This window comes from Lacticaseibacillus sp. 30, assembly GCF_053819265.1.
This window is the reverse complement of sequence record NZ_JBSOQX010000018.1, coordinates 44,271-64,804: the sequence shown is the minus strand read 5'-3', so window position 1 is coordinate 64,804 and position 20,534 is coordinate 44,271. Positions and strand designations below refer to the sequence as shown.

Here is a 20,534-nt window from a genome sequence, read left to right as displayed (position 1 = left end):
AAATTTTCAGATTTTGCCCGAGGTTTTTGGTAGTATTTAATGATTTCCCATTTAAAAATAATGATGCTGATTTGAGTAACGCAATTTTTACAAAAAATCAGATAGTAACAAGATTGACTGTTTTAAATAAAACAGTTTTATCGACTGTCATAAATCGCCTTCAGTCCCGCAATATCGCCTGCCGACAACTGACTAACACCTTGCGTAATTGGATACATAACGGATGCTTTTGACTGACTGTGATCGAGTCCCAACGCATGGCCGAGCTCGTGCATCGCGACTGCATCGTTGATCGATTGTAAAGGATAAGAAAGATTCAGACTGGCGCGGGCGTGGTTGATGACGGTGACTTGGCTGCCATAGGTTTCAACAATAATTGTCGGGCCACCAGCACCGAGTTCCGTTGAGCCAAAACTCTCTGCTGACATTTCTTTTTTATAACTGGAAAACGTGATCTGGTTATCGGATTTTTTACCTTGACCGGCAACTAGTTTGACGATGCCCGTTGCGTTATACGCTTTGACGGCTTTTAAAAAGACATCGTGTTCAGACTGTGGCAAGTTGTCATCAAAATGGTAGTAATAGACACTTCGAAGTTGGTGCCCTTGAACAATACTCAAGGCTGGTGTGGCATCGACCGCTTGACTCGGTGTGGCTGAAGGTACCTGACTCGCTTGACTTGGCGCGGTGCTGGCAATTGACGCACCATTTTTTGCGACAGATCGCGGACCGCCGTTTAGCCAAGTGCTGACGGTATCAGTTGTGGCGGTCCAGACATTGCTAATGCCTTGCTTGACGGTGTTGCGAGCAGCGATCGGCACCGGACTTTCAGTGCTATAGATTAAAAAGATCCCAGCCACAAGCATAATCAGCCAAAATAAACGGTTGCGATGTTTCATGAGTGGCCTCGTTTCCAAAATGAGTTTGCAAAAGCATACTGTTATTGTATGTTACCTTATCGCAGTTTGTCGTGCAGCTTTGGACTGAATTTTTAAGGATATCGCAGGAACTTAGTCGTGTGACGAAACGGTAGATTAAGGTTATAAAGGATGGCTTTAGTTGCCTCGACAAATGGTTTTGTTCAAATTGGGAAGTACAATTCACGTTTACGTATCAATTCAAAAAGGTGATGCTTCAATAAAAAAAGAAAATTATGAGAATACGCTTTGATTTGGGGTAATAAATACAAGCTTTGTTAATAACGAAGTATAATAAAATTTGTAATTTCATAAAAGAATGTGGAGGAGTAACGATGAGAGCAATGAGACGACAGCTTTGGTCAGCACTTACAGATAAAGAACATAAGGTTACCTTGGTTCATAGTAAGCATCATGGTTGGTTGGCCATTGGATTGACCGCTTTTGCATTGGGGACAGCGGGCTTCAGTTTGGCAACTAGCGGTCAGGTTGTGCATGCAAGCGATCAACCAGCAACTTCGCAACAATCACAGACAAATAATGGACGAGTTTGGACCCTGCGCCCAGTCAGTCAGATTGAGGCGCAGATTAAGGCGTCGAATAGCACGGTTTATGATATTCAGTGGGGTGACACACTTTCGACGATCAGCGAGGCGCTGAATCATACAGGTTTCACAACCTCAGTTGATCGTTTGGCAGCCATTAACCGCATTGCTAACGTGAACTTGATTTATGCTGGCGCTAAGCTTTCTCTGCAAGGCAGTGGCGACAACGCAACAGTAACGACGTAAAATGCTGCTGGCACGAATCAGACATTTAATTTGAACCCTGCTAAACCAGCGATTTCGACACCTGCACAACAAGCTGAAGTGAAATACACAACTATTGGTGGCTCAGGTTCTGGATCTGGGCAGCAAGGAATTACCTCAGGAGCAGGTATTGATCAGATTGCCAAAGATAATGACGCCGCCATTAAGGCAGCTGCGGCAGCCAAGGCGAAAGCAGAAGCTGAAAAAGCAGCGGCCGAAAAAGCCAAAGTAGAAGCTGAAGCGAAATTGACGGCTTTGCTCAATACTGAGAATGCTCAAACATTGACCGATCTTCAAGCCAAGCGGACAGCTGCCCAAGCTGCTGCTGACGCAGCCAAAACCAAGGTTGATGCGGCCCAAGCAAAATTGCCAGCAGCCCAAACTGCAGTGGCCCAAGCGCAAGCCACTTTTGACACCGCCAATGCAGCTGTGAATGCTAAGCAGGCTGCTGTTGATCAAGCATCTGCGCAGGTTAAAACGCTTTCTGCTCAGATGACAGATTTACAGAATCAACTGAACACGTTGACCGAGCAAACCAAAGATAATCCGGACTCACAAGCAACGATTACGACTGTTAAAGCTCAGCTAGCTGTTGCACAAGGCAAGCTGACTAGTTATGAAGGCCAATTAGCTGATGCAACGGCTGCCTTGGCAGAAGCCAAACAGGCTGCAAACCAAGCGGTTCAAAATCTCAACACGGCTAATCAGGCACTGATCAGCGTTGACAATGAGGCCAAGGCGGCCCAAAACGATTTTGTACAGGCACAAACGACGTTAAAGGCACTTCCGACATCGGTTGCCAGCCAAAATAGTCAAGTCGCGCAAGCAGTCAAAGCACAACTCGCTGATCTGAATACGAAGATCAACCAGCTTGATCAAAAGATTAAGACTTTAGATACCCAGATAGCTACATGGCAGGATCAGTTGACCACAGCCCAAACCAATGTGGAAGCAGCCAAGGCCAATATAACAACTGCTGAAACACAAGCATCCAAGGTTGATACGACAGACCATCAACAGACATTGCCAGCAGTTCAGCAAACAGTTGCTGATGCAGAAAAGACAATTCCAACAATCCATGTACCACAGGATACCGAAAAGCAGGTTACGATTAACAAAGATGAAAATGGTCAGGTCCTAATCGATCTTACTGGTTACAAGTTGCTCACGGCTGGCACCCCAGTTAAAACGGTTGAAACATTGGCTAATGGTGATACCATTACGACTTATACTACGACCAATATCTATCACAAGATTGCGCATCAAGTTGTCAATAAAACCGTGAACGTGGATGAAGCCGGCAATATTTTGACCAGCACAGACGGTTACACAAAGGTCTCCAGTTCGGATAAATCCGTTGACACCACTGATCCTAAGACTGGTGACATCACAACCACAGTCACGACAACGGTTGTCTGGAAGAAGACTGAGACGCCGACTCATGTGACTGTCAATAAGACTGTGAACGTGGATGAAGCCGGCAATGTTTTGACGAGTACGGACGGTTACACGCAGGTATCCAGTTCCAAGAAATCTGTTGATACCACCGATCCTACGACCGGCAATATAACCACGACCATTACGACAACGGTTGTCTGGAAGAAGACTGAGACACCGACGCACGTCACTGTTAATAAGACAGTTAATGTGGATGAGTCAGGTAACGTTTTGACGAGTACGGACGGTTACACGCAGGTATCCAGTTCCAAGAAATCTGTTGATACCACCGATCCTACGACCGGCAATATAACCACGACCATTACGACAACCGTTGTTTGGAAGAAGAACGAGACCCCAGCGCCAACACACACGTACGACCTTAAGACAGTTAATGAAGACAAATCGGGTCATGTTTTAACAAATACAGACGGCTATTCAATTGTATCCAGCTCTAAAGAGTCGGTTGATGCAACGGATCCTAAGACCGGTAACATTACCACAACTGTTACCACAACCGTTGTTTGGGAAAAGACGCCGCAGCGTTTGATCAAGAACCAAACCGTGAACCTGGATGAATCAGGGAAGGTTTTGACCAACACGAATGGTTACAATCAGGACTCCAGTTCTGTCAAGACAACGGATGTCACGGACCCTGTAACTGGAGATGTGACGACCACCTTCACGACTACGATTATCTGGAAGAAGGATACGACAGGCGTCACTATAACTAATAAAACTGTTAATGTTGATGAAAATGACAAGGTGTTGACTTCAACGGATGGTTATTACTTTATTGGAAATACGACAGTAACGAACTTTGGCCTTGATGGTAACGGTAATGTTGTATCGAAGGTTGTGACAACCACAAACAAGTACCATAAGACGCAAGCCAAAACGGTTTACAAAGAAGTTGACGTGGATGAAGGCGGCTATACCTTGACTGATAAGACTGGTTACGTCAAGGTTTCGTCAACACCGACGTCTACAACAGCAATTGAAGGATACGGGGACACTGTCACGACAGTCACCACGACTAACATTTGGCGCAACGTTGAGGCTGCCGGAACCATCATCGGCGCCATCAAGAGTGTCAACGATGCGACAACGAAACTCATAGAAAAACAGATTCAGACAAACGATCAGAAGGTCTCCATTGAACAAGCTGAAGCCTACACTGACGCCGATTTGACGCTAGCAGTTGCCAAGAAGTTCAATGTGCTGGTTAATGGCGAGCAAGCAAGAACTGGTCGTACTCAGACTGTGCTGACATCTGATCCAAAAGCCTACAAGATGGAAGCGCCGCGCGCGGTCGAAGTCATGTATAAATTCAGCCACACCCGTCCAGTCAATCCACCAGCAACTGGCTCGCAAAATGTCACCTATCAAAAGGGTGAAGTCTACATGAATCGCAGCACTGAAAACATCTCGACTTCTTCGCTCTGGAAAAAGGATGTTGACGGTAGTGCTGATAAACTCAGCACACTGATTGCCAATGCGATGTTCCAACAGTACATTGTTGATGAACGTCCAGAAAACAATCACGGCGTAACAGGCGGTCACTACGAAAACATCATTAATTCTGGCTTCAAGAATATTGTTATCGGAGTTTATGTCGTTGATCAGGGTGACTACTACGCAGCGTCAACCGCCGTTGCTACAGGTAATGATGGGACTTACAACGGCAATTAATGTTTGCCTAAAATGATCTTCAACCACGCTGGTGCTGCGGAATCTCTTTCGCACGCGGGTTCGATTCCTGCGGTGGTTCTAAAGTATCAAACATCTGGATGGATAATCTTAGAATTCTTTCTCCAAAAAACAGGATTGGAATTTACTGGTGACTAACTCAGGGCAAGTCGTTGTCATCGACTTTGGTGAAGCTCGGTTTGGCCCGAAGTTGTTGGACTTTGCGGCGTTGTTTCAAGGTTTTATGCCGAAAAATAAACAGGATCTGACGGCATATTTGAATGAATTCTTGGCTTTATCTGGGATTCAAATTACTGACCGCCATCTTTTTCTGATGACGGTTCAGCTTTGGTTGGTGAAGGGGTTGTTGATTGTCATCAATGAGCAAGCTAGTCTTGCAGGCGTTTTTCAAAATGCAATCGAACTTGTTTCATCACTGGTATGATCAAATGAATGGTTAATTCACTCGCGCACAATTGATTTTTCCACCTGAAAGTGTCACACTAAAAGTAAGTAACAAGAAAGGTGACGATACAATGGCAACGATCAAATTATCGCAGGCTTTTGTTGATTTGATGAAGAAGAAGCATCTTGATCAGAAGACGTTGTTGCTGATTACAGATGATGGTGGCGGGCGGTATTCGTTGCAAGGCGGCGCCTGCAGTATCGGGACGAAATTTACGTTGATTGTGCTTGATCAACCGGATTCGGACTATCAGGTGAAATTGGAAAATGATGCCGGTCTGGATCTATATACGTCTGACTATGACATGATTTTCTTTGCCAGCGGTTTAGCGATGGATTTTCAAAATGGAGCGATCAGCATTAAGGATGATGCTCACGCTTATTTGGATGGCAGTGTTCGAATTGCCAATGGTGCAGATGTGTTGGCAGCCTTCAAAAAGGGAATCATGGTTAGCGGCGCAACTTGTTAGCAAAATTGGTGCTGTGATGATTTAGCGCATTAGTGAAAATGAAATGGGTACACTTTTTGTGTTGCTGATGAGGCAAATTAATTGACGATGGTTTTGTCGTTTGCTAAACTACGGCTAATAAAATTTGAAACAGAACGGAGGCATTTTCCAATGCGGATCAATGGACGCTTTACCCTATCAAATTTGAACGCAGGGACTGCGTTGGCAATCAGTTTTTTGGTTGCGGTTCGCGGGGATGCTTCTGGTCGTTAATCATGTGTATTGTTTTATTTGCGTTGATTAAAGGCGGCTGCGAAGCCGTCTTTTTGTGTGGCCGCGAGCAAGTGTGTTTTGAAGCTGTTGCGTAGGTGCATGATGTTGCCAAAAGCGCAGTCCCAACAGTTAGCGATTGGCCAGAACAATCGCTTGAAGGGGACTTAAAGCATGCAAACTATTTTACGAATCACTTCTATCCGATATCGCTGGTTGCTTGGCTTACTGACACTACGAGTGCTGATTGATGGTTTTAACGTTTTAATTTCGATGCTGATACAGCTTGGTTTGACCGTTGCACTTTCAGGACAGGTCAACTTGCTTGTGGCCATTTTTGCCGGAATGTTAGCGGCAGCGGTTGTCTACACTGGGATTTATTTTTTGTCAGGCGTTGTCACAGAACGTCTCAAACGACGAGTCAGTGGTGACATTGCGACCGCTTTGATGGCTAACTTTTTGCAAGACGACGCGACACAGGTGCACGATAATGGAACTGCCACTAATTTGATCGTAACGGACACGCAGCATATCATGCAATTTCTGGATGCAGGGGTTTTGCCACTGGTCGATTTTGGGATCACGGTTTTTCTTGGCGTCATTTATGTCGTGACGCAGTCTTGGCAGTTGGCACTGATGTTTGTAGCATTCGGCGGTTTATTTGCCGGTGTTTCGCGGGGCTTGTTTTGTCAACAAAATCAAGCGCAAACGACTTTTATTCAAATTGATGACAAGCACAAAGCGTTTTTCAATGATTTTTTGGCAAATGTCGCTGTGGTTCGCAATCTGAATGTGTTTGCTTACAGTCGTCAACGACACGCTGATTATTTTCAGCAAGCGGCGCCAAGCATGAGGCAAATGGCAACGGCCTCTGGCGCGCTTGCCGGTATTTTCAATGGTGGCGTCTATTTGGCTGAGGTCTTAACGTTGATGGTGGGGTTTGCCATGTTAACCGTCACTGGTAGTTCAGTTGCCGGTCTGTTAGGTGCCTGGAATGCTGGCGTGGGTTCAATCCTATGGCCATTTTTGGGATTGGCGCCGACGATTGGTTTCTTGGCTCAGCAACGAACCTCTATTGATCGCGTATTGCCACGACTGACACAGCAGGTAATGCCGGTATTTTCGCCTATGAAGAGGGACTATCAGCCGGATACGATCAAAATTCGCGGCACAAAGGTGAGTTTCCATTATCCGCAAACGAATCGGGAGATTTTGCAACATTTGGATTTTCAAATTCATAATCAAGGTATCACCTTTTTGATCGGCGCAAATGGTGCTGGGAAAACCACCTTACTGAAGCTGATTCTCAACGAATTGCAGCCAACGACCGGCAAAATCGAGATTCAGGGTGTGCCTGCTAAAATCAAGTCAGCGTCGTTGTTTGCGTTTGTGCCGCAGCGGAGTGTGATGTTTACGGCATCCGTGACGGCTAATTTGCTATTGGCTTCTCAGGCTGATCCGACAAAGTTGCCAGCATTATTACAGCAACTGCAACTTGATCGGTATGCTGCCGATCTTGACCAGACGTTACAACCTAATCAATTGTCTCCGGGTGAACAGCGCCGATTAGGAATTATTCGCGGTATTGCCGCAGATCGTCCATTTATTGTTTTGGATGAACCATTTTCGGACATTGATGCGGTTAATCAACAGGCAGTCATGCAACTGCTGCGGCAGGAAGCTAAGAAGCGCGGGGTTGTGATCATTACGCACACGTTTGATTTTGTGACTGCGGCCGATCAGGTGTTGAAGGTGGGTGATCACCATGATAACTGATTTGAAAAAAGTTTGGCGGCTTGTTGACAGTCCACTTGTCTCGATTTTATGGTTGCTGGCCTTGGGGTGTGCTGGTCTTGAGTTATTACTGGCACAAGTGATTCAAAGTGTGATGCAACATGCTGCTTTTACAGTCAGCATGATCACGTTAGCTGCAGCTACAGCTTTGGTGATAGGGTTAGGTCGCTCTGTGATGGCAAAGCTGCAAACGCGCGGTCAGTATCAATTGATTCAAAGAATTCAAACGCAATTGATGGCAGCTTTGATGAATGGGCCGATTGCAACTGACAATCAAGCTAGCGGGCGGCGGGTCAACGGGTTCACCACGGATGCGCAGACTGCTGCGCCGTTGTTGATGCGCTCCATGACGGCTTTGGTGGTTGGTGGTTTTTCCTTTTTAGCTGCTGGAACATTTGGTCTATTCAGCTCTTGGCAACTAACGATATTGATCATCAGTCTGTGTGCAACGGCACTTTTGATTCCGAAGATGATGTCCGGTCGCTTGCAAACAGTGCAAAATCAGCGACAGATTGAGAATAGTCAGATGCAGGAAAGCCTCTTGCAAATTTTGAACGGCCGCGAATTGTTAAAAAGCTATCAAAAAGAACAGTTTGGTATGCAACTATTCAGCGGCGCCTATCAGAGGTTTTCTCAGGCACAGTATCAGACGGGGATGCAACAAGTCAAAACAGTTGTGATGGGATTTTCGTTGGGGCTCGTTTTTGACATTGCGATTTTAGGCATTGAGCTGCTATTTGTTGGCTTCAAGGTCATCACCATTGGTCAATTTGCTGCATTTTCCATGTTGACACCGAGTTTTACTTGGTTGTTTTACAGTATGCCAAGTCAGTATGCTGAATTGACGCGCAACTTGGTGTCTGCCAAACGGTTGTTGCCGTTGATCCAATCGCTGCATAAAGAGGAGTTGACAGGTGGACAGTCGCGACAAAAACCAGCTAAGTTTGTTCTTCGCAATGTCACTTACACTTATCCTGATGCTACGCAACCGACTTTGAACCAGCTACAGTTAAAGCTCGACGTGACTGCACACGCGAAAATGTTGATAACTGGTCCAAGTGGTGGCGGCAAATCGACTTTGCTTCGCCTCATGCTAGGTTTATTGGTGCCGCAAGCTGGAACGATTCAGTTTGAAGATGCAGACAAGCGCGATCTGGCGGCATCAGCAAACAGCATGAGCTTTGTCCCGCAGGTTGTTGCATTATTTGAGGACACATTGGCCAATAATGTCACGCTTGGCCGGCAAGTATCGGATCAGCAACTGACGCTTGTCTTACACCAAGTTGGGCTAACCGATTTTATTGCGCGTCTCCCGCAAGGACTGGCCACGCTTGTGCATGGCCAAGATGGTGTCAATGTGTCGGCTGGGGAATTGCAAAAAATCGGGATTGCCCGCGCTTTGCTGGCTCAGCGGCCGATGTTACTTTTGGATGAACCGTTCGCAAATCTTGATGCGGCCTCGGCACAGACACTTGGCCTCCTCTTGCGGCAGCTGCCGGTGGCGATGATTGTCATTTCACATCGGCATGATATTGGCCGTTTTTGGGATCATGCAGTCGTGTTGAAGGACGGCCAACTCCATGTGGCGGGCGAAATGTTATCGGGTGATTATTCTCGAAAGATTTAGTTGGCAGGGGTGATAGTCTCACGTATAGTTAAGGCGTCATACTTTTAAATGACACACGGGCTTTTGCAGTTTGCATTTGTCCGCAAACGATAAGGGGGAGACACATATGTTCAACTGGTTGATTTTAGGCCACATTATTTTTGGACTCGTTGCTTTTGCGGGTTCATTGTTGCTGGCGCTAGGTTTCCGTACCTCTTTCCATAGCTTGACAGCCGTTCAAAAATGGGGCATTGGTTTGTCGATCGGCGGCTTGTTCGCCACGATGGCCTTCGTGATGTTTACGGCCGCTAATTTGATGCCGGCAATTTTGTTCACACTTGCAGGGATCGCCTTGTTAGCCGTTTTGATGCGCAAATCAGCGCGCGCATAGGCGTCAAGTCAGATGGTATTTTTGGTTCAGTTTAGCTGGTTGCGGCAACACGCTGTGATCAGCTTTTTTGTTGCCGGTCAGGAGTAGACAAGCGCATTTCTGTGGAAGGAAAATCCCAGTAATCGTGGTCTTACCTTCAAGTGTCGATTTATTGACTTTAACAACATTACATGGTTTAATGGTTTAAATAATTAAACGAAAGGGTGAAGAAATGTCAAGCCTAAAACAGTTGCAAAAAGAACTATCTGATGTTGGTGATTTTCTTGTCGCGCTGGGCGATGAAAAGCGTCAAGCGATTATCATCGCTTTGTTAGCGGATCAACCTTGTCAGGGAAAACGCGTAAGTGAACTGACGACGGCGACTGCGTTATCGCGGCCTGCGGTTTCACATCACCTGAAAATCTTAAAGCAGGCGGGATTAGTGGCATACCGGCGCGAGGGAACGCGGAATTATTATTATTTATCCCATGATACAAGCTCAATTAATCAGCTGAAACAAGTTTTGGATGATGTGACATCCGTGATTCAGGAGGCAGCAAAATGACAAAAGTACTTGTTGTGTTAACAAATACAACCCGTTATCAGCATACAGATGCACCAACCGGATTGTGGTTGGGAGAAGCAGCAGAATTTGTTGATGCGATGCAGCAAGCCAACATCGCGGTTGACTATGTGAGTCCGAAAGGCGGCTTTGTCCCCCTTGATCCACGAAGCATGAAATATACGAACCCAGCAATCATGAAAATATATGAAGATCACGATTTTCAAGAACGCGCTTTGACAGCATCATTACGGCCAGAGCAAGTCAATCCAGCTGAATATGACGCCATTTATTTCACTGGGGGCCATGGCGTTATGTGGGATTTTCCAGACAATCAGGCACTTCAAGCAATAGCGCTGGCAATTTATCAGCATCAAGGATACGTGACATCAGTTTGTCATGGCGTCGCTGGTTTGCTAAATATCAAAGACCAAGCTGGTCAGTATTTGATTGCTGGTAAGAAGATCACAGGTTTTACACATGCTGAAGAGATTTTAGCCGGTAAACAAAAAGTTGTTCCTTTTTTAAACAAAACGGTTGCAAATAAACACAATGCTCATTTTGTACAAAAAAGAGCATATAAGTCGTTTGCAGTTCAAGACGGTCAGCTAATTACCGGACAAAACCCATTTTCTGTCAAAGCACTGACTGATTTACTGGTACCGCAACTCAAACATTAGTTTTTTTAATGCTGATTTTATGTTGCCTATAAGCACTGATACATCGAACTTTTGTTGCCAAATGATGACGATGATGCAATGCCAATGAGTCAATTTTTTAAATTTTCACATTGACGAACTATTTTTTTAAAAGTATGCTGTTGCTAATTTCTTCGGAAGGAGTCGCCGTGATGACAAAGTTTAACCAAGCCATGTCCATGTCAATGTGCTGCTGCTGTGAATCACACAGCAGTTCTATTTACATGGCTAGGGTTTGGTTTGGGTGACGGGATCACTTGACTTGAACGAAGGACAAAACTGGCGGTGTATCTAGGACTCTAGATGCATCGCCAGTTTTATTTTGTTTTGGGAGATGAATTTTTTATGCAGAAGAACCACTTGATAACAGCACTTATCACCGGCTTGGCACTCGCCACCATTCTCGTCGCTTGCGGCAGTAAAAACACTTCGGCGTCGGGTTCAAGGCAGACTTTGAATTTGTCAGAAACAGATGATCCAACCACACTCGATGTGAATGATATGCGGAACTCGAACGAAAATGACATTTTGTCTGAGGTGCAAGAAGGGCTGACGACCATTGAATCGACGAATGGCAAGGATAGGGTGGTGCTGACCGGCGCCAAATCTTATACCAAGTCGGCCGATGGGTTGGCCTATACGTTCAAGTTGCGCGATGCAAAATGGTCAGACGGAAAAGCCGTGACTGCCCAGCAGTATGTTGATTCGTTTCAGCGTCTGCTGAAGAAGGAAAATGCTTTTGCGCAGGCTTCGAGCGCGTTCTTTATCAAAGGAGCCGAAGCCTATAACACCGGCAAAGGCAGTGTGGCCGATTTAGGGGTGAAAGCCTTGGATGCGAAAACACTGCAAATCAGGCTGGCCTATGCTTATCCATCACTTTTGTCAGATATGGCAACCGTGATTTATTACCCAGTTCGCTTGGACAAGATTAACAAAGTCGGCAACAAAAAGTGGAAAACCGACGTGCAAGATCAAGTTTTCAATGGCCCGTTTAAATTGACGTCTTGGAAAAAGGACGACAAGATCACGCTCAAGAAAAATAAAACATACTGGAACGCTAAGAAAGTGAAGCTCCAGACCGTGAATTACACAACGGTGAAAAAACCATCAACGGTTCTTTCGCTCATGCAAAGTGGTCAGTTGGACGCACTATCCGCCTCAGGCAAGCTGATCAGCGATTTTAATCAACTCGCCAAAAGCAGCAAACTCGTCTCTCGAAAACAGAACGGTTCGACAACGAAAGTGTTGATCATGAATCAACACAACGGTGGAACCCAAGGACTTTTCAAAAATGTGAAGGTTCGTGAAGCCTTTTCCTTGTCGATTGATCGAACGAGCTATAACAAGGCAGTGAATGATGGTCGGGACAAGCCAACATACACGATGGTGCCGCAGTCGTTGGATGTGAGCGGGACCAATTATGGCGAGTATGTCGGCAATCCGTTGAAAACGGCACAGGCACAGTACAACACGAAGGCGAAGCGACAAGCATTGTTGAAAGAAGGTTTACAAGAATTAGGGAAGTCGACTGATTTGACTAAACTGAACTTTGTTTATTTGACGCTTGGCAGTGATGATACGGCCACGTGGTTGAAGCAAACGATTCAGGAAAATCTTGGTGTCAAAGTGACCGTCAAAACAGCACCTGATACTGCCAGCTTTATCCAAATGCGAAATGACAATCAATACGATCTGCTGGCTAATGGCTGGTTAGCAACGGCTGATCCGAACGCCTACTTGAGCCTATGGAATTCTGGCAATGGATTCCAAAAATTCTTTGGTGGCTATAAAAGCAAGACTTTTGATGATCTGGACGACCAATTAAACGGTAACCTCACGGCGGCACAACGATTAACGCTCTACAAGCAGCTTGAAAATCAGTTGGTTGCCAAGGACTTCGGTGTCGTACCATTGACCAACCCGCAATCGCGGATTTATATCAATAAGTCTGTCAAGAATCTCCAAACGACGGTCTTTGGCGGTACGTTTAATTACACTTACGCATCAAAAGAATGATGACTTTTTGATGTTGATTGACGTTGGTGGTTGGTGTCCATAGGGTTTTAAAGGAGATGTCAGTTTATGCAGCATGACGATGTCAAAAGGGGGCAATTAGCACCATGGTCAAATTGATTGTTCGACGATTTGTTGAATTGCTGATTGCTACTTTTTTAATTGCAACGGCCACATTCTTTATGGTTGCAGCAGTTCCGGGAGATGCGTTGAGTGCGCAAACCGACAAATTGCCAGCAGCTACCAGAACACAGGTGTATCAAAATACGGGCTTAGATAAGCCAGTTTTGGAACGTTATGGTATCACGATGAACAACATGCTTCATGGTCAATTTGGTGAATCAATTTCTGATCCGTCAGTGACGATTAGCAGCTTGATTCGGGATCGCTTGCCCGCATCGGCGCGATTGGGCATTCAACAGATGCTGTTTGGCATTCCACTGGGGTTGTTACTAGGTATTTTAGCAGCCGTGTATAAAAATACATGGCTTGATCGGGCGGTCACCATTGTAGCGCTTTTTCTGATGTCAATCCCAAGCCTCGTGCTGGGATTGTTGTTGCAAAGCTACTTTGGAGGCAAACTTGGCTGGTTTCCAATCATTGGTTGGCCCAGCGGCGATCAAACTTGGTGGGGCGGCTGGATTTATACGATTTTGCCAACCATTGCTGGCGGCGTGACTTACATCGCAATCTATGCCCGCCTTTTAAAAAATTCGATGGTGGATGTTGCCTCTAGCGAATATGTCATGACGGCTCGGGCAAAAGGACTATCAGAATCGCAGATAGTGTTGCACCACATTGTCCGCAATGCTTCAATTCCCATCATCACTTCTTTGCCGGTGACCTTGGCATTCGGCATCACGGGTTCAATTTTCATCGAAAGCATTTTTGTGATCCCTGGTGTCGGCCAATACTTCGTCACCGCCTTAAATAACCGCGATGTGCCCATCATCATGGGCGAAACCGTCCTACTGGCCATCCTCTACATCGTCACGATGTTCATCACCGATATGCTATACACCTTGGCAGACCCACGCATTAAATTATATGACAGAGCGTGAGCCAGCCCGGTTAGAAACCGGAGTGTAAGAGGCTTTGGGCGTGAGCCGCACTTGGGCCATTGCGCTTAAGGTCCTTACACGCAGGTTTCTGGGCTGGTGAACGCGTTTAAACAAAGTGCCATTAAGGAGGCTACTCAACACATGGCCGCAAGTAATCAGGATTTTCAGTTTTTCAAAAAAGCACCGACAGTTGGTAGTGAAGCTGCATCGGTTGGCTCTGACGCAACTTTTGATCAGTCAGGGGCAACGCCAGAAATCAATGTCCACGAGGGTGTGCCTAAAAGTGTTGGTTTCTGGGCCTCAGCGCGTCACAAGCTATTCAAAGATCGGTTAGCCATGTTCTGGACCGTGATTTTGATTTTAATTGTCATGGTTGCGCTTATTGGGCCAAAAATACAACACTATGATCCAAATCTAATCCGAGTTGACAGTCGGAATATTGGTCCGAGTGCTGCGCATTGGCTGGGGACCGATCGACTTGGACGAGATCTTTTTACCCGTCTATGCCTTGGGGTTCAAGTGTCCTTATTGGTCGCCATTTTAAGTACGATCTTGGCGATTGGATTCGGAACGATCTACGGCATGACTATGGCATTTTTTGGCGGCTGGGTGGATGAAGTGATGATGCGGATCATTGAAGTTTTCAATTCACTTCCGAGTTTGTTGATTACGATGCTGTTGATGATCGTGTTAGGCGACGGCGTTTGGACGATGTTATTTGCACTGGCAGTGACTAGTTGGTCGAGTTCAGCACGGCAGGCGCGCGGTTTGGTGATGCAATTGCGCGGGTTGGATTACGTGACGGCTGCAGTGATGTTAGACACCCCGCTATGGCGGATTATGACACGACATCTCGTACCCAACATGATGAGCATTTTGATTTTGGACATCGGTCAAAGCATTCCGCAGAATATTTTTGGTGAAGCAAGTCTAAGTTTCTTGGGAATGGGCATTCAGGCACCCAATACCAGCTTAGGGATTTTGATTTCAAATGGTCAGGATCAGATGCTGCAGCACCCCATGCAGCTTTATGTGCCGATTCTAGTGTTGGTTGCAATTGTTTTTGCTTTCAACATTGTCGGGGACGGCTTGCGGGATGCGCTTGACCCTAAATTCCAAAGCTAGGCTAATTTTAGCGCACATGACAGTAAGAGACGACCTTTGTCTCACCCAAAAGCTACTGGTATGTGCCTGAAATCAATGCGAAGAAAAGGAGGTTTTTTGAGTGATGCAGAAACATCATTGGCAAATTGTCGCAGGTGCGTTTGCTGGCCTTTTGTTGGTGACAACATGCCTTGCACTGCGCCAAAACCATTTCCTGCTAGCTTTGTTGTGGGGGCTTCATCAAACCTTTTGGCTTCTTGCAGGTGTGACGGTGTTCTTGCTGGCTATGAGATTGATTTGGCATACTGAACGACCGCATGGCCATCTGACCGCACAGTTTATCAAACACTTACCGACAAATTTAGAGATGAGTGTGCTAACGGCGATCAATTTGTTTGGCGGCATTATCGTCGATCTATTTCTATATGAAAAGTAAGTGGTTAGCGGCATTGTTAAGTTCAAAATGCGATTGAAGGAAGTGAACATATGACGGACATCGTCACAGTTAAAAATTTAAAGGTCATTTTTAATGAAGGTAATGAACAAGTTTATGCTGTTAACGGCGTGGATTTAAATTTGCGTCAAGGCGAAACGTTAGCGTTGGTAGGCGAATCGGGATCAGGCAAGTCGGTGGCAACCCATGCTTTGCTGGGGTTGTTGGGCAAGGATGCTGTGGTGACTGCTGACGAGATGCTGTATGGCGAGACGGATTTATTGCAGACGAGTCGGCGTCAGTACACCCATCTGCGCGGGCAAGAGCTGGGGCTGATTTTTCAAGATCCACTTAGCGGTTTGAATCCGACGATGCGCATTGGCCGCCAGATTGGCGAAGGCTTGAAGGTGCATCGCCATGTTCACGGTCAGGCCTTGAAGCAGGCAGTGTTTGCGGCGATTGAAGATGTCGGATTAGCTGACCCAGCTTTGATTGCCCGCAAATATCCGCATGAACTTTCTGGCGGTCAGCGTCAACGCGCGATGATCGCCATGGCGCTGGTGATGCAGCCCAAAGTTCTGATTGCTGATGAACCGACCACTGCGTTGGACGTGACGTTGCAGGCACAAATTTTGGCGTTGATTAAAGCGCAAAAAGCCAAACATGATTTGAGTGTCATTTTCATCACCCATGACTTAGGCGTAGTCGCCAACATTGCGGATCGTGTGGCGATTATGTATGCGGGCAAAATTGTCGAAGTGGGGACAGCTAACGAGATTTTCTATCATCCCCAGCATCCCTATACTTGGGGATTGCTAGATGCCGTTCCTAGTTCAGATGATCAACGTGACCAATTGTTTACCTTGCCGGGAACGCCACCTGATTTGCATCAACCTATTAAGGGGGATGCTTTTGCTCCGCGCAATCCTTACGCAATGCCAATCGACTTTAAAAAAGATCCGCCGTTGTTTCAAGTATCGCCGACACATTTTGTACGTTCGTGGTTATTAGATCCGCGAACCCCACACTATCAGCCACCAGTCACTATTCAGAAACGTTGGGCGCGATTTGCTCAGTTGCATGCTGAACAGACAAACAATCCAGTAGTTGAAAGCCAGCAAGCGGGAGGTGTGCCAGTTTGACAGAACCGTTATTGACGATGAACGATCTAAGTGTCACTTTTTATAGAGGGCGGCAAGCAATCAAAGCCGTTGATCAAATTAACTTCACGATCAATGCCGGAACCACAGTCGGTTTGGTTGGCGAGTCTGGGTCAGGTAAGACAACAACTGGCCGCGCTATCGCTGGGATTGGTCCGATTTCCGGTGGTGATGTTCTTTTTGGCGGTCAGTCGATCCGTCATTTCTCACATGCGGCGCGCAAAGGCTTTCGCCGTCAGGTCCAGATGGTGTTTCAAGATCCGTTCGAATCCTTGAATCCGCGGCAAAAAGTGGTCGATATCATTGCTGAAGGCATCGACAATTTTCATTTGGCCACCTCGAGGGAAGCAAGGCTGGCGCAAGTTTTACGACTGTTGACGCAGGTTGGTTTACCTGCAGACGCGATTAATCATTTTCCCCATGAATTTTCTGGCGGACAACGGCAACGAATAGGCATTGCTCGAGCTTTGGCGGTGCAGCCTAAGTTTTTAGTGCTTGATGAGCCGATTTCAGCGTTGGACGTGTCGATTCAGGCACAGATTGTCAATTTGTTGCGACAAATTCAGCATGAACAACACTTAACCTATCTTTTTATTGCCCATGATCTATCGATGGTTCACTACATTAGTGATAAAATTGTGGTCATGTATCAAGGTCGCATCGTTGAGGCGGGCGATACAGATGCAATTTATCACCATCCGCTGCATCCTTACACGCAGACGCTGCTGTCATCGGTTCCGCAGGCTGATCCAATGCTTGAGCAGCAAAAACCGGTGTTGCACTTTGACCGGCAGGCGCTTGATCCGACTGCCTCACTGGTCGAAGCAGCACCGGCGCATTGGGTGTTAGCGCAATAAACGCGAGATGAAGGTGTTTAGCATGTTAAGTTATGTGATTGATGACGATTTTAAGTTGGCATTACCGCGTCCACGGCTGGATTCAGCACCGCTCTTTGCAATTATCGATCAAGAACGCGATGATATCGGTCGATTTTTGCCTTGGGCGAATGGATTAAAAACGGAGGCCGAGGAAGCAACATTTTTGCGGAGCGTCAATGATCATTTTGGCCGTGAGGAGTCAATGAACTTGGTTTTATGGTATCGGGATGAGCCGGTTGGGATGATCAGCTTCAATCATTTTCGCCCGAGTGATGAAAGTGGTGATATCGGTTATTGGCTTAAACAAGCTGTGCGTGGTCACGGGCTGATGCATCGGGCGGTGAAAGCAATGTGCCAGATCGGTTTTGAAGAGTACGGGGTCAACAAAGTGATCATTCGCGCTGCTGTCGACAATGCACCAAGCAATGCCGTCGCCAAAAAGGCCGGTTTTCATCACGATGGCACTCATCGCGCCGGGGAAAAACTAGCAGATGGTTTCCATGATGAAAATGAATACTCCTTATTACGCAGCGAGTGGTTACAAATGAACAGAAAGGTCTAACACAAACAGCGCCTCTCATGCCTTAAAAAGGCTGAGGGACGCTGTTTCATTGTTGATGCGAAGAGGACGTGGAAATGAACTGGAAAATTGTAATATCACTTCAATCATTAGCTAAACAGAAACTGCCTGCCAATGATTCAGATACGCACAGTTTCAGCCGCGGGCATTTGAATCTCCCTTTCAATTCGGCCATCTCGTAGCACAATCGACCGTGAAGTTTCCCCAGCGAGTTCTAAATCATGGGTGACCATGATCAAAGTCTTGCCTTGATTGACCAGTTCTTGAAATAGCTTCATGACTAACTGACGTGAATGCGTGTCTAGTGCACTTGTCGGTTCATCTAGAAAAATGATATCTGGGTCAGCAAGCACAGTTCGCGCAATGGCGACGCGCTGTTGTTCTCCGCCAGAAAGCGCGTCAATCGATTGGTGTAACTCGGCTGTCAATTCGAGTTTCGCTGCTAATGCGTCAACCATTGGCGGTTTAATTTTCTGACCATTTAGAATACCCGGAAGCAGTAAATTGTCATAAGCAGATAAAGAGCTGACTAACTGAAAGTCCTGAAAAATAAAACCTATCTCTTTCCGACGAAATTTTGCCAACTTTGAAGCACGCCACTCGTATGGTGATTTTCCTTTAATCAGGATTTTGCCTTTAGAAGGTGGTAATAGACTAGAAATACAGTAGAGCAGTGTCGATTTTCCTGATCCGGATGGACCAACAATCGACACAAATACGCCTTGATTGACGTCAAAAGAAATATCATCAAGCACCTTCAGCGTATTTCCCTGAGCTAACGCAACCTCTTTTGTTAAATGTTTGACGGAAACGACTACATCATTCATCTCTTTTCCTCCTCGTATGCTTATTCATTGACATAAGCTTTGCGGTGCGTCCGTTCTGACCAATAGACCAGCGTCAAACAAAGGGAAAATATTCCGAATACCCCAAAAGTCAGGAGGATATTGACGGTCCAGTTTGCCTTAGAAAGATCACCGCCGCCTAAAAACGCAACTCGCAACAGCGGAATAGCGAATAGGCTTGTTCCAAGAAATGTTATTAAGATTGTGAGAATAGTTGCAGTACCGATTTCGGTCAGTTTTAAATTGAAGATCCAGCTTGGGGTGCACCCAGAGAAAAAGTAATGATCAGATTCTGCTGCCGTTTTCATTTTAAAAAGACTAATTGATGTCAAAATACTGGCAAGACTAATCATGATAGGTGCCCCAAATACAAAAATCAGACTCACTGCCAGATCATAGATAACCGCGCCGCCATTGTTGCCATCCACTAGCAGCTTCGTATTAAGAAACAAAGCGATGAAGTTTCCGGCAAGTAACACGATGACACTGACCGGGCGAATTAATTTAATGACCGCCTCCTCGTGGTGTTGCAAGTCATGAAAGGCGGAACGGATCATCGGCTGTTTGGCCATGGACGGTATATGAACAATGACGCGAACCATTTTGATAAACAACGGTCTGATCAGGAAGTTCATGCTGATAATCACTAAAAGCCATAGCAACAGTAAAAAATTCATTGAACCCTTCATACTGTTGTTATACGCATTGGCTGAAGTTGGATCAGGCACAGGTTTTAAAAATAGGAGGATTGTCACAACCAAACTTGCTATAAGGGTGACGATTCCTAGAAAACTACCGACGATTTTTCGATGCTTGTGCAGACTCGCAACTAACGCGCCTTTTCTTCGTTGGTAAGTCTTAAGGCAGTAACGCATACAAGTCATCACGATCAACAAAGCCTGAAGAATTAAAACGGTTCGAACCATTTGCCATGAGAAGCTCAGAGGTAGCCTGACTAAAGACTCAGAAGAAGCACTCACGGGTAAGAGGCTTAAAAAACCGCGGCCAGCTGGGATTGCGAAAAGCATGCCGATAACCGCGCCAAGGACACCAGTCAGGAGCACTTGCCCAGTCATCAGAAAACTTAACTGGACAGGGGATGCCCCTAGCAAGAGCATCACATCATTCGTGTCATCAAAGAAATCGATACACTGTTTCATGGCATTGTTCGTTAATAAGCACAAAACGACCCCACCAATGATGATCGGCGTTTGCATAAAAACACCATAATCAGTGCCTGAAGCGACAGGAATGGTTGCCATCGCCGTCAGTAAAATTAGAGATGTACTGAAGACGATGCCGGAAACAATGAAAATCGGTAAGAGGGCCAGCCATATCTTCCAGTGTTGTAAAAATTGTTTAGCTATGATTTTAAGCATATTTTCCCCATTTTT

At 46.0% G+C, this 20,534-nt stretch carries 17 protein-coding genes and 1 pseudogene; 15 read left to right on the top strand and 3 right to left on the bottom strand.

Translation table 11 applies throughout. The annotated features are described in order from the left end of the window. Positions 1–137 precede the first annotated feature (137 nt). Positions 138–899 (bottom strand): matrixin family metalloprotease, encoded by a 762-nt coding sequence (locus ACWPAB_RS11615; protein ID WP_003584957.1) that lies wholly within the window; start codon positions 897–899, stop codon positions 138–140. A gap of 353 nt (positions 900–1,252) precedes the next feature. Between ACWPAB_RS11615 and ACWPAB_RS11610 the strand changes: the two are divergent. The 15 genes and pseudogenes from ACWPAB_RS11610 to ACWPAB_RS11540 all read left to right on the top strand — a co-directional run bounded on the left by ACWPAB_RS11610 (position 1,253) and on the right by ACWPAB_RS11540 (position 18,277). Then, a pseudogene (locus ACWPAB_RS11610) lies at positions 1,253–4,855 on the top strand (LysM peptidoglycan-binding domain-containing protein). Positions 4,856–5,003: 148 nt separating this feature from the next. After that, positions 5,004–5,297 carry a hypothetical protein gene (locus ACWPAB_RS11605; protein ID WP_011674627.1) on the top strand — a complete coding sequence of 98 codons (294 nt, stop codon included), beginning with the start codon at positions 5,004–5,006 and terminating at the stop codon, positions 5,295–5,297. Positions 5,298–5,388: 91 nt separating this feature from the next. Continuing rightward, the gene (locus ACWPAB_RS11600; protein ID WP_003566258.1) at positions 5,389–5,787 is read left to right on the top strand and encodes an iron-sulfur cluster biosynthesis family protein; all 399 of its coding nucleotides are present in this window, start codon (positions 5,389–5,391) and stop codon (positions 5,785–5,787) included. 423 nt (positions 5,788–6,210) lie between these two features. Further along, positions 6,211–7,812 (top strand): ATP-binding cassette domain-containing protein, encoded by a 1,602-nt coding sequence (locus ACWPAB_RS11595; RefSeq protein WP_003588239.1) that lies wholly within the window; start codon positions 6,211–6,213, stop codon positions 7,810–7,812. After that, positions 7,802–9,457 carry an ATP-binding cassette domain-containing protein gene (locus tag ACWPAB_RS11590; RefSeq protein WP_003588237.1) on the top strand — a complete coding sequence of 552 codons (1,656 nt, stop codon included), beginning with the start codon at positions 7,802–7,804 and terminating at the stop codon, positions 9,455–9,457. Before ACWPAB_RS11595 ends, ACWPAB_RS11590 begins: the two co-directional genes overlap by 11 nt. Positions 9,458–9,563: 106 nt before the next feature. After that, positions 9,564–9,827 carry a hypothetical protein gene (locus ACWPAB_RS11585; protein ID WP_003584955.1) on the top strand — a complete coding sequence of 88 codons (264 nt, stop codon included), beginning with the start codon at positions 9,564–9,566 and terminating at the stop codon, positions 9,825–9,827. Positions 9,828–10,038: 211 nt separating this feature from the next. Further along, on the top strand, positions 10,039–10,371 hold the full coding sequence (locus tag ACWPAB_RS11580) for an ArsR/SmtB family transcription factor (RefSeq protein ID WP_003566249.1): 333 nt from the start codon (positions 10,039–10,041) through the stop codon (positions 10,369–10,371). Continuing rightward, complete coding sequence (locus tag ACWPAB_RS11575; protein WP_003570737.1) at positions 10,368–11,048, top strand: type 1 glutamine amidotransferase domain-containing protein; 681 nt, start codon at positions 10,368–10,370, stop codon at positions 11,046–11,048. Before ACWPAB_RS11580 ends, ACWPAB_RS11575 begins: the two co-directional genes overlap by 4 nt. 363 nt (positions 11,049–11,411) lie before the next feature. Next, positions 11,412–13,082 (top strand): peptide ABC transporter substrate-binding protein, encoded by a 1,671-nt coding sequence (locus ACWPAB_RS11570; protein WP_003584952.1) that lies wholly within the window; start codon positions 11,412–11,414, stop codon positions 13,080–13,082. 104 nt (positions 13,083–13,186) lie between these two features. Continuing rightward, positions 13,187–14,140, top strand: coding sequence for an ABC transporter permease (locus ACWPAB_RS11565; RefSeq protein ID WP_003573213.1), 954 nt, complete (start codon positions 13,187–13,189; stop codon positions 14,138–14,140). Positions 14,141–14,281: 141 nt separating this feature from the next. Further along, entirely contained in the window at positions 14,282–15,265 is a 984-nt protein-coding gene (locus ACWPAB_RS11560; protein ID WP_003584950.1) for an ABC transporter permease, read from the top strand. A 103-nt stretch (positions 15,266–15,368) separates the two neighbouring features. After that, on the top strand, positions 15,369–15,680 hold the full coding sequence (locus tag ACWPAB_RS11555; RefSeq protein ID WP_016375159.1) for a hypothetical protein: 312 nt from the start codon (positions 15,369–15,371) through the stop codon (positions 15,678–15,680). Positions 15,681–15,730: 50 nt separating this feature from the next. Then, positions 15,731–16,819, top strand: a complete 1,089-nt coding sequence (locus tag ACWPAB_RS11550; protein ID WP_003588222.1) for an ABC transporter ATP-binding protein — start codon at positions 15,731–15,733, stop codon at positions 16,817–16,819. Further along, positions 16,816–17,694 carry an ATP-binding cassette domain-containing protein gene (locus ACWPAB_RS11545; RefSeq protein WP_003584941.1) on the top strand — a complete coding sequence of 293 codons (879 nt, stop codon included), beginning with the start codon at positions 16,816–16,818 and terminating at the stop codon, positions 17,692–17,694. Before ACWPAB_RS11550 ends, ACWPAB_RS11545 begins: the two co-directional genes overlap by 4 nt. 22 nt (positions 17,695–17,716) lie before the next feature. Beyond that, positions 17,717–18,277: a GNAT family N-acetyltransferase gene (locus tag ACWPAB_RS11540; protein ID WP_003579936.1), complete on the top strand. Its 561-nt coding sequence runs from the start codon at positions 17,717–17,719 to the stop codon at positions 18,275–18,277. A 137-nt stretch (positions 18,278–18,414) separates the two neighbouring features. Here ACWPAB_RS11540 and ACWPAB_RS11535 read toward each other — a convergent pair whose 3' ends face one another. Continuing rightward, the gene (locus ACWPAB_RS11535; RefSeq protein ID WP_003579934.1) at positions 18,415–19,122 is read right to left on the bottom strand and encodes an ABC transporter ATP-binding protein; all 708 of its coding nucleotides are present in this window, start codon (positions 19,120–19,122) and stop codon (positions 18,415–18,417) included. Between the two features lie 20 nt (positions 19,123–19,142). Further along, positions 19,143–20,519, bottom strand: a complete 1,377-nt coding sequence (locus ACWPAB_RS11530; protein ID WP_016382039.1) for an ABC transporter permease family protein — start codon at positions 20,517–20,519, stop codon at positions 19,143–19,145. Between the last annotated feature and the right edge of the window lie 15 nt (positions 20,520–20,534).

Excerpts from the sequence above, each read along its gene's own strand:
- ACWPAB_RS11555 (WP_016375159.1), top strand. The coding sequence starts at position 15,369 with ATGCAGAAACATCATTGGCAAATTGTCGCAGGTGCGTTTGCTGGCCTT.
- ACWPAB_RS11595 (WP_003588239.1), top strand. The coding sequence starts at position 6,211 with ATGCAAACTATTTTACGAATCACTTCTATCCGATATCGCTGGTTGCTT.
- ACWPAB_RS11560 (WP_003584950.1), top strand. The coding sequence starts at position 14,282 with ATGGCCGCAAGTAATCAGGATTTTCAGTTTTTCAAAAAAGCACCGACA.
- ACWPAB_RS11615 (WP_003584957.1), bottom strand. The coding sequence starts at position 899 with ATGAAACATCGCAACCGTTTATTTTGGCTGATTATGCTTGTGGCTGGG.
- ACWPAB_RS11535 (WP_003579934.1), bottom strand. The coding sequence starts at position 19,122 with ATGAATGATGTAGTCGTTTCCGTCAAACATTTAACAAAAGAGGTTGCG.
- ACWPAB_RS11590 (WP_003588237.1), top strand. The coding sequence starts at position 7,802 with ATGATAACTGATTTGAAAAAAGTTTGGCGGCTTGTTGACAGTCCACTT.
- ACWPAB_RS11550 (WP_003588222.1), top strand. The coding sequence starts at position 15,731 with ATGACGGACATCGTCACAGTTAAAAATTTAAAGGTCATTTTTAATGAA.
- ACWPAB_RS11575 (WP_003570737.1), top strand. The coding sequence starts at position 10,368 with ATGACAAAAGTACTTGTTGTGTTAACAAATACAACCCGTTATCAGCAT.
- ACWPAB_RS11585 (WP_003584955.1), top strand. The coding sequence starts at position 9,564 with ATGTTCAACTGGTTGATTTTAGGCCACATTATTTTTGGACTCGTTGCT.
- ACWPAB_RS11580 (WP_003566249.1), top strand. The coding sequence starts at position 10,039 with ATGTCAAGCCTAAAACAGTTGCAAAAAGAACTATCTGATGTTGGTGAT.
- ACWPAB_RS11570 (WP_003584952.1), top strand. The coding sequence starts at position 11,412 with ATGCAGAAGAACCACTTGATAACAGCACTTATCACCGGCTTGGCACTC.
- ACWPAB_RS11600 (WP_003566258.1), top strand. The coding sequence starts at position 5,389 with ATGGCAACGATCAAATTATCGCAGGCTTTTGTTGATTTGATGAAGAAG.
- ACWPAB_RS11530 (WP_016382039.1), bottom strand. The coding sequence starts at position 20,519 with ATGCTTAAAATCATAGCTAAACAATTTTTACAACACTGGAAGATATGG.
- ACWPAB_RS11565 (WP_003573213.1), top strand. The coding sequence starts at position 13,187 with ATGGTCAAATTGATTGTTCGACGATTTGTTGAATTGCTGATTGCTACT.
- ACWPAB_RS11540 (WP_003579936.1), top strand. The coding sequence starts at position 17,717 with ATGTTAAGTTATGTGATTGATGACGATTTTAAGTTGGCATTACCGCGT.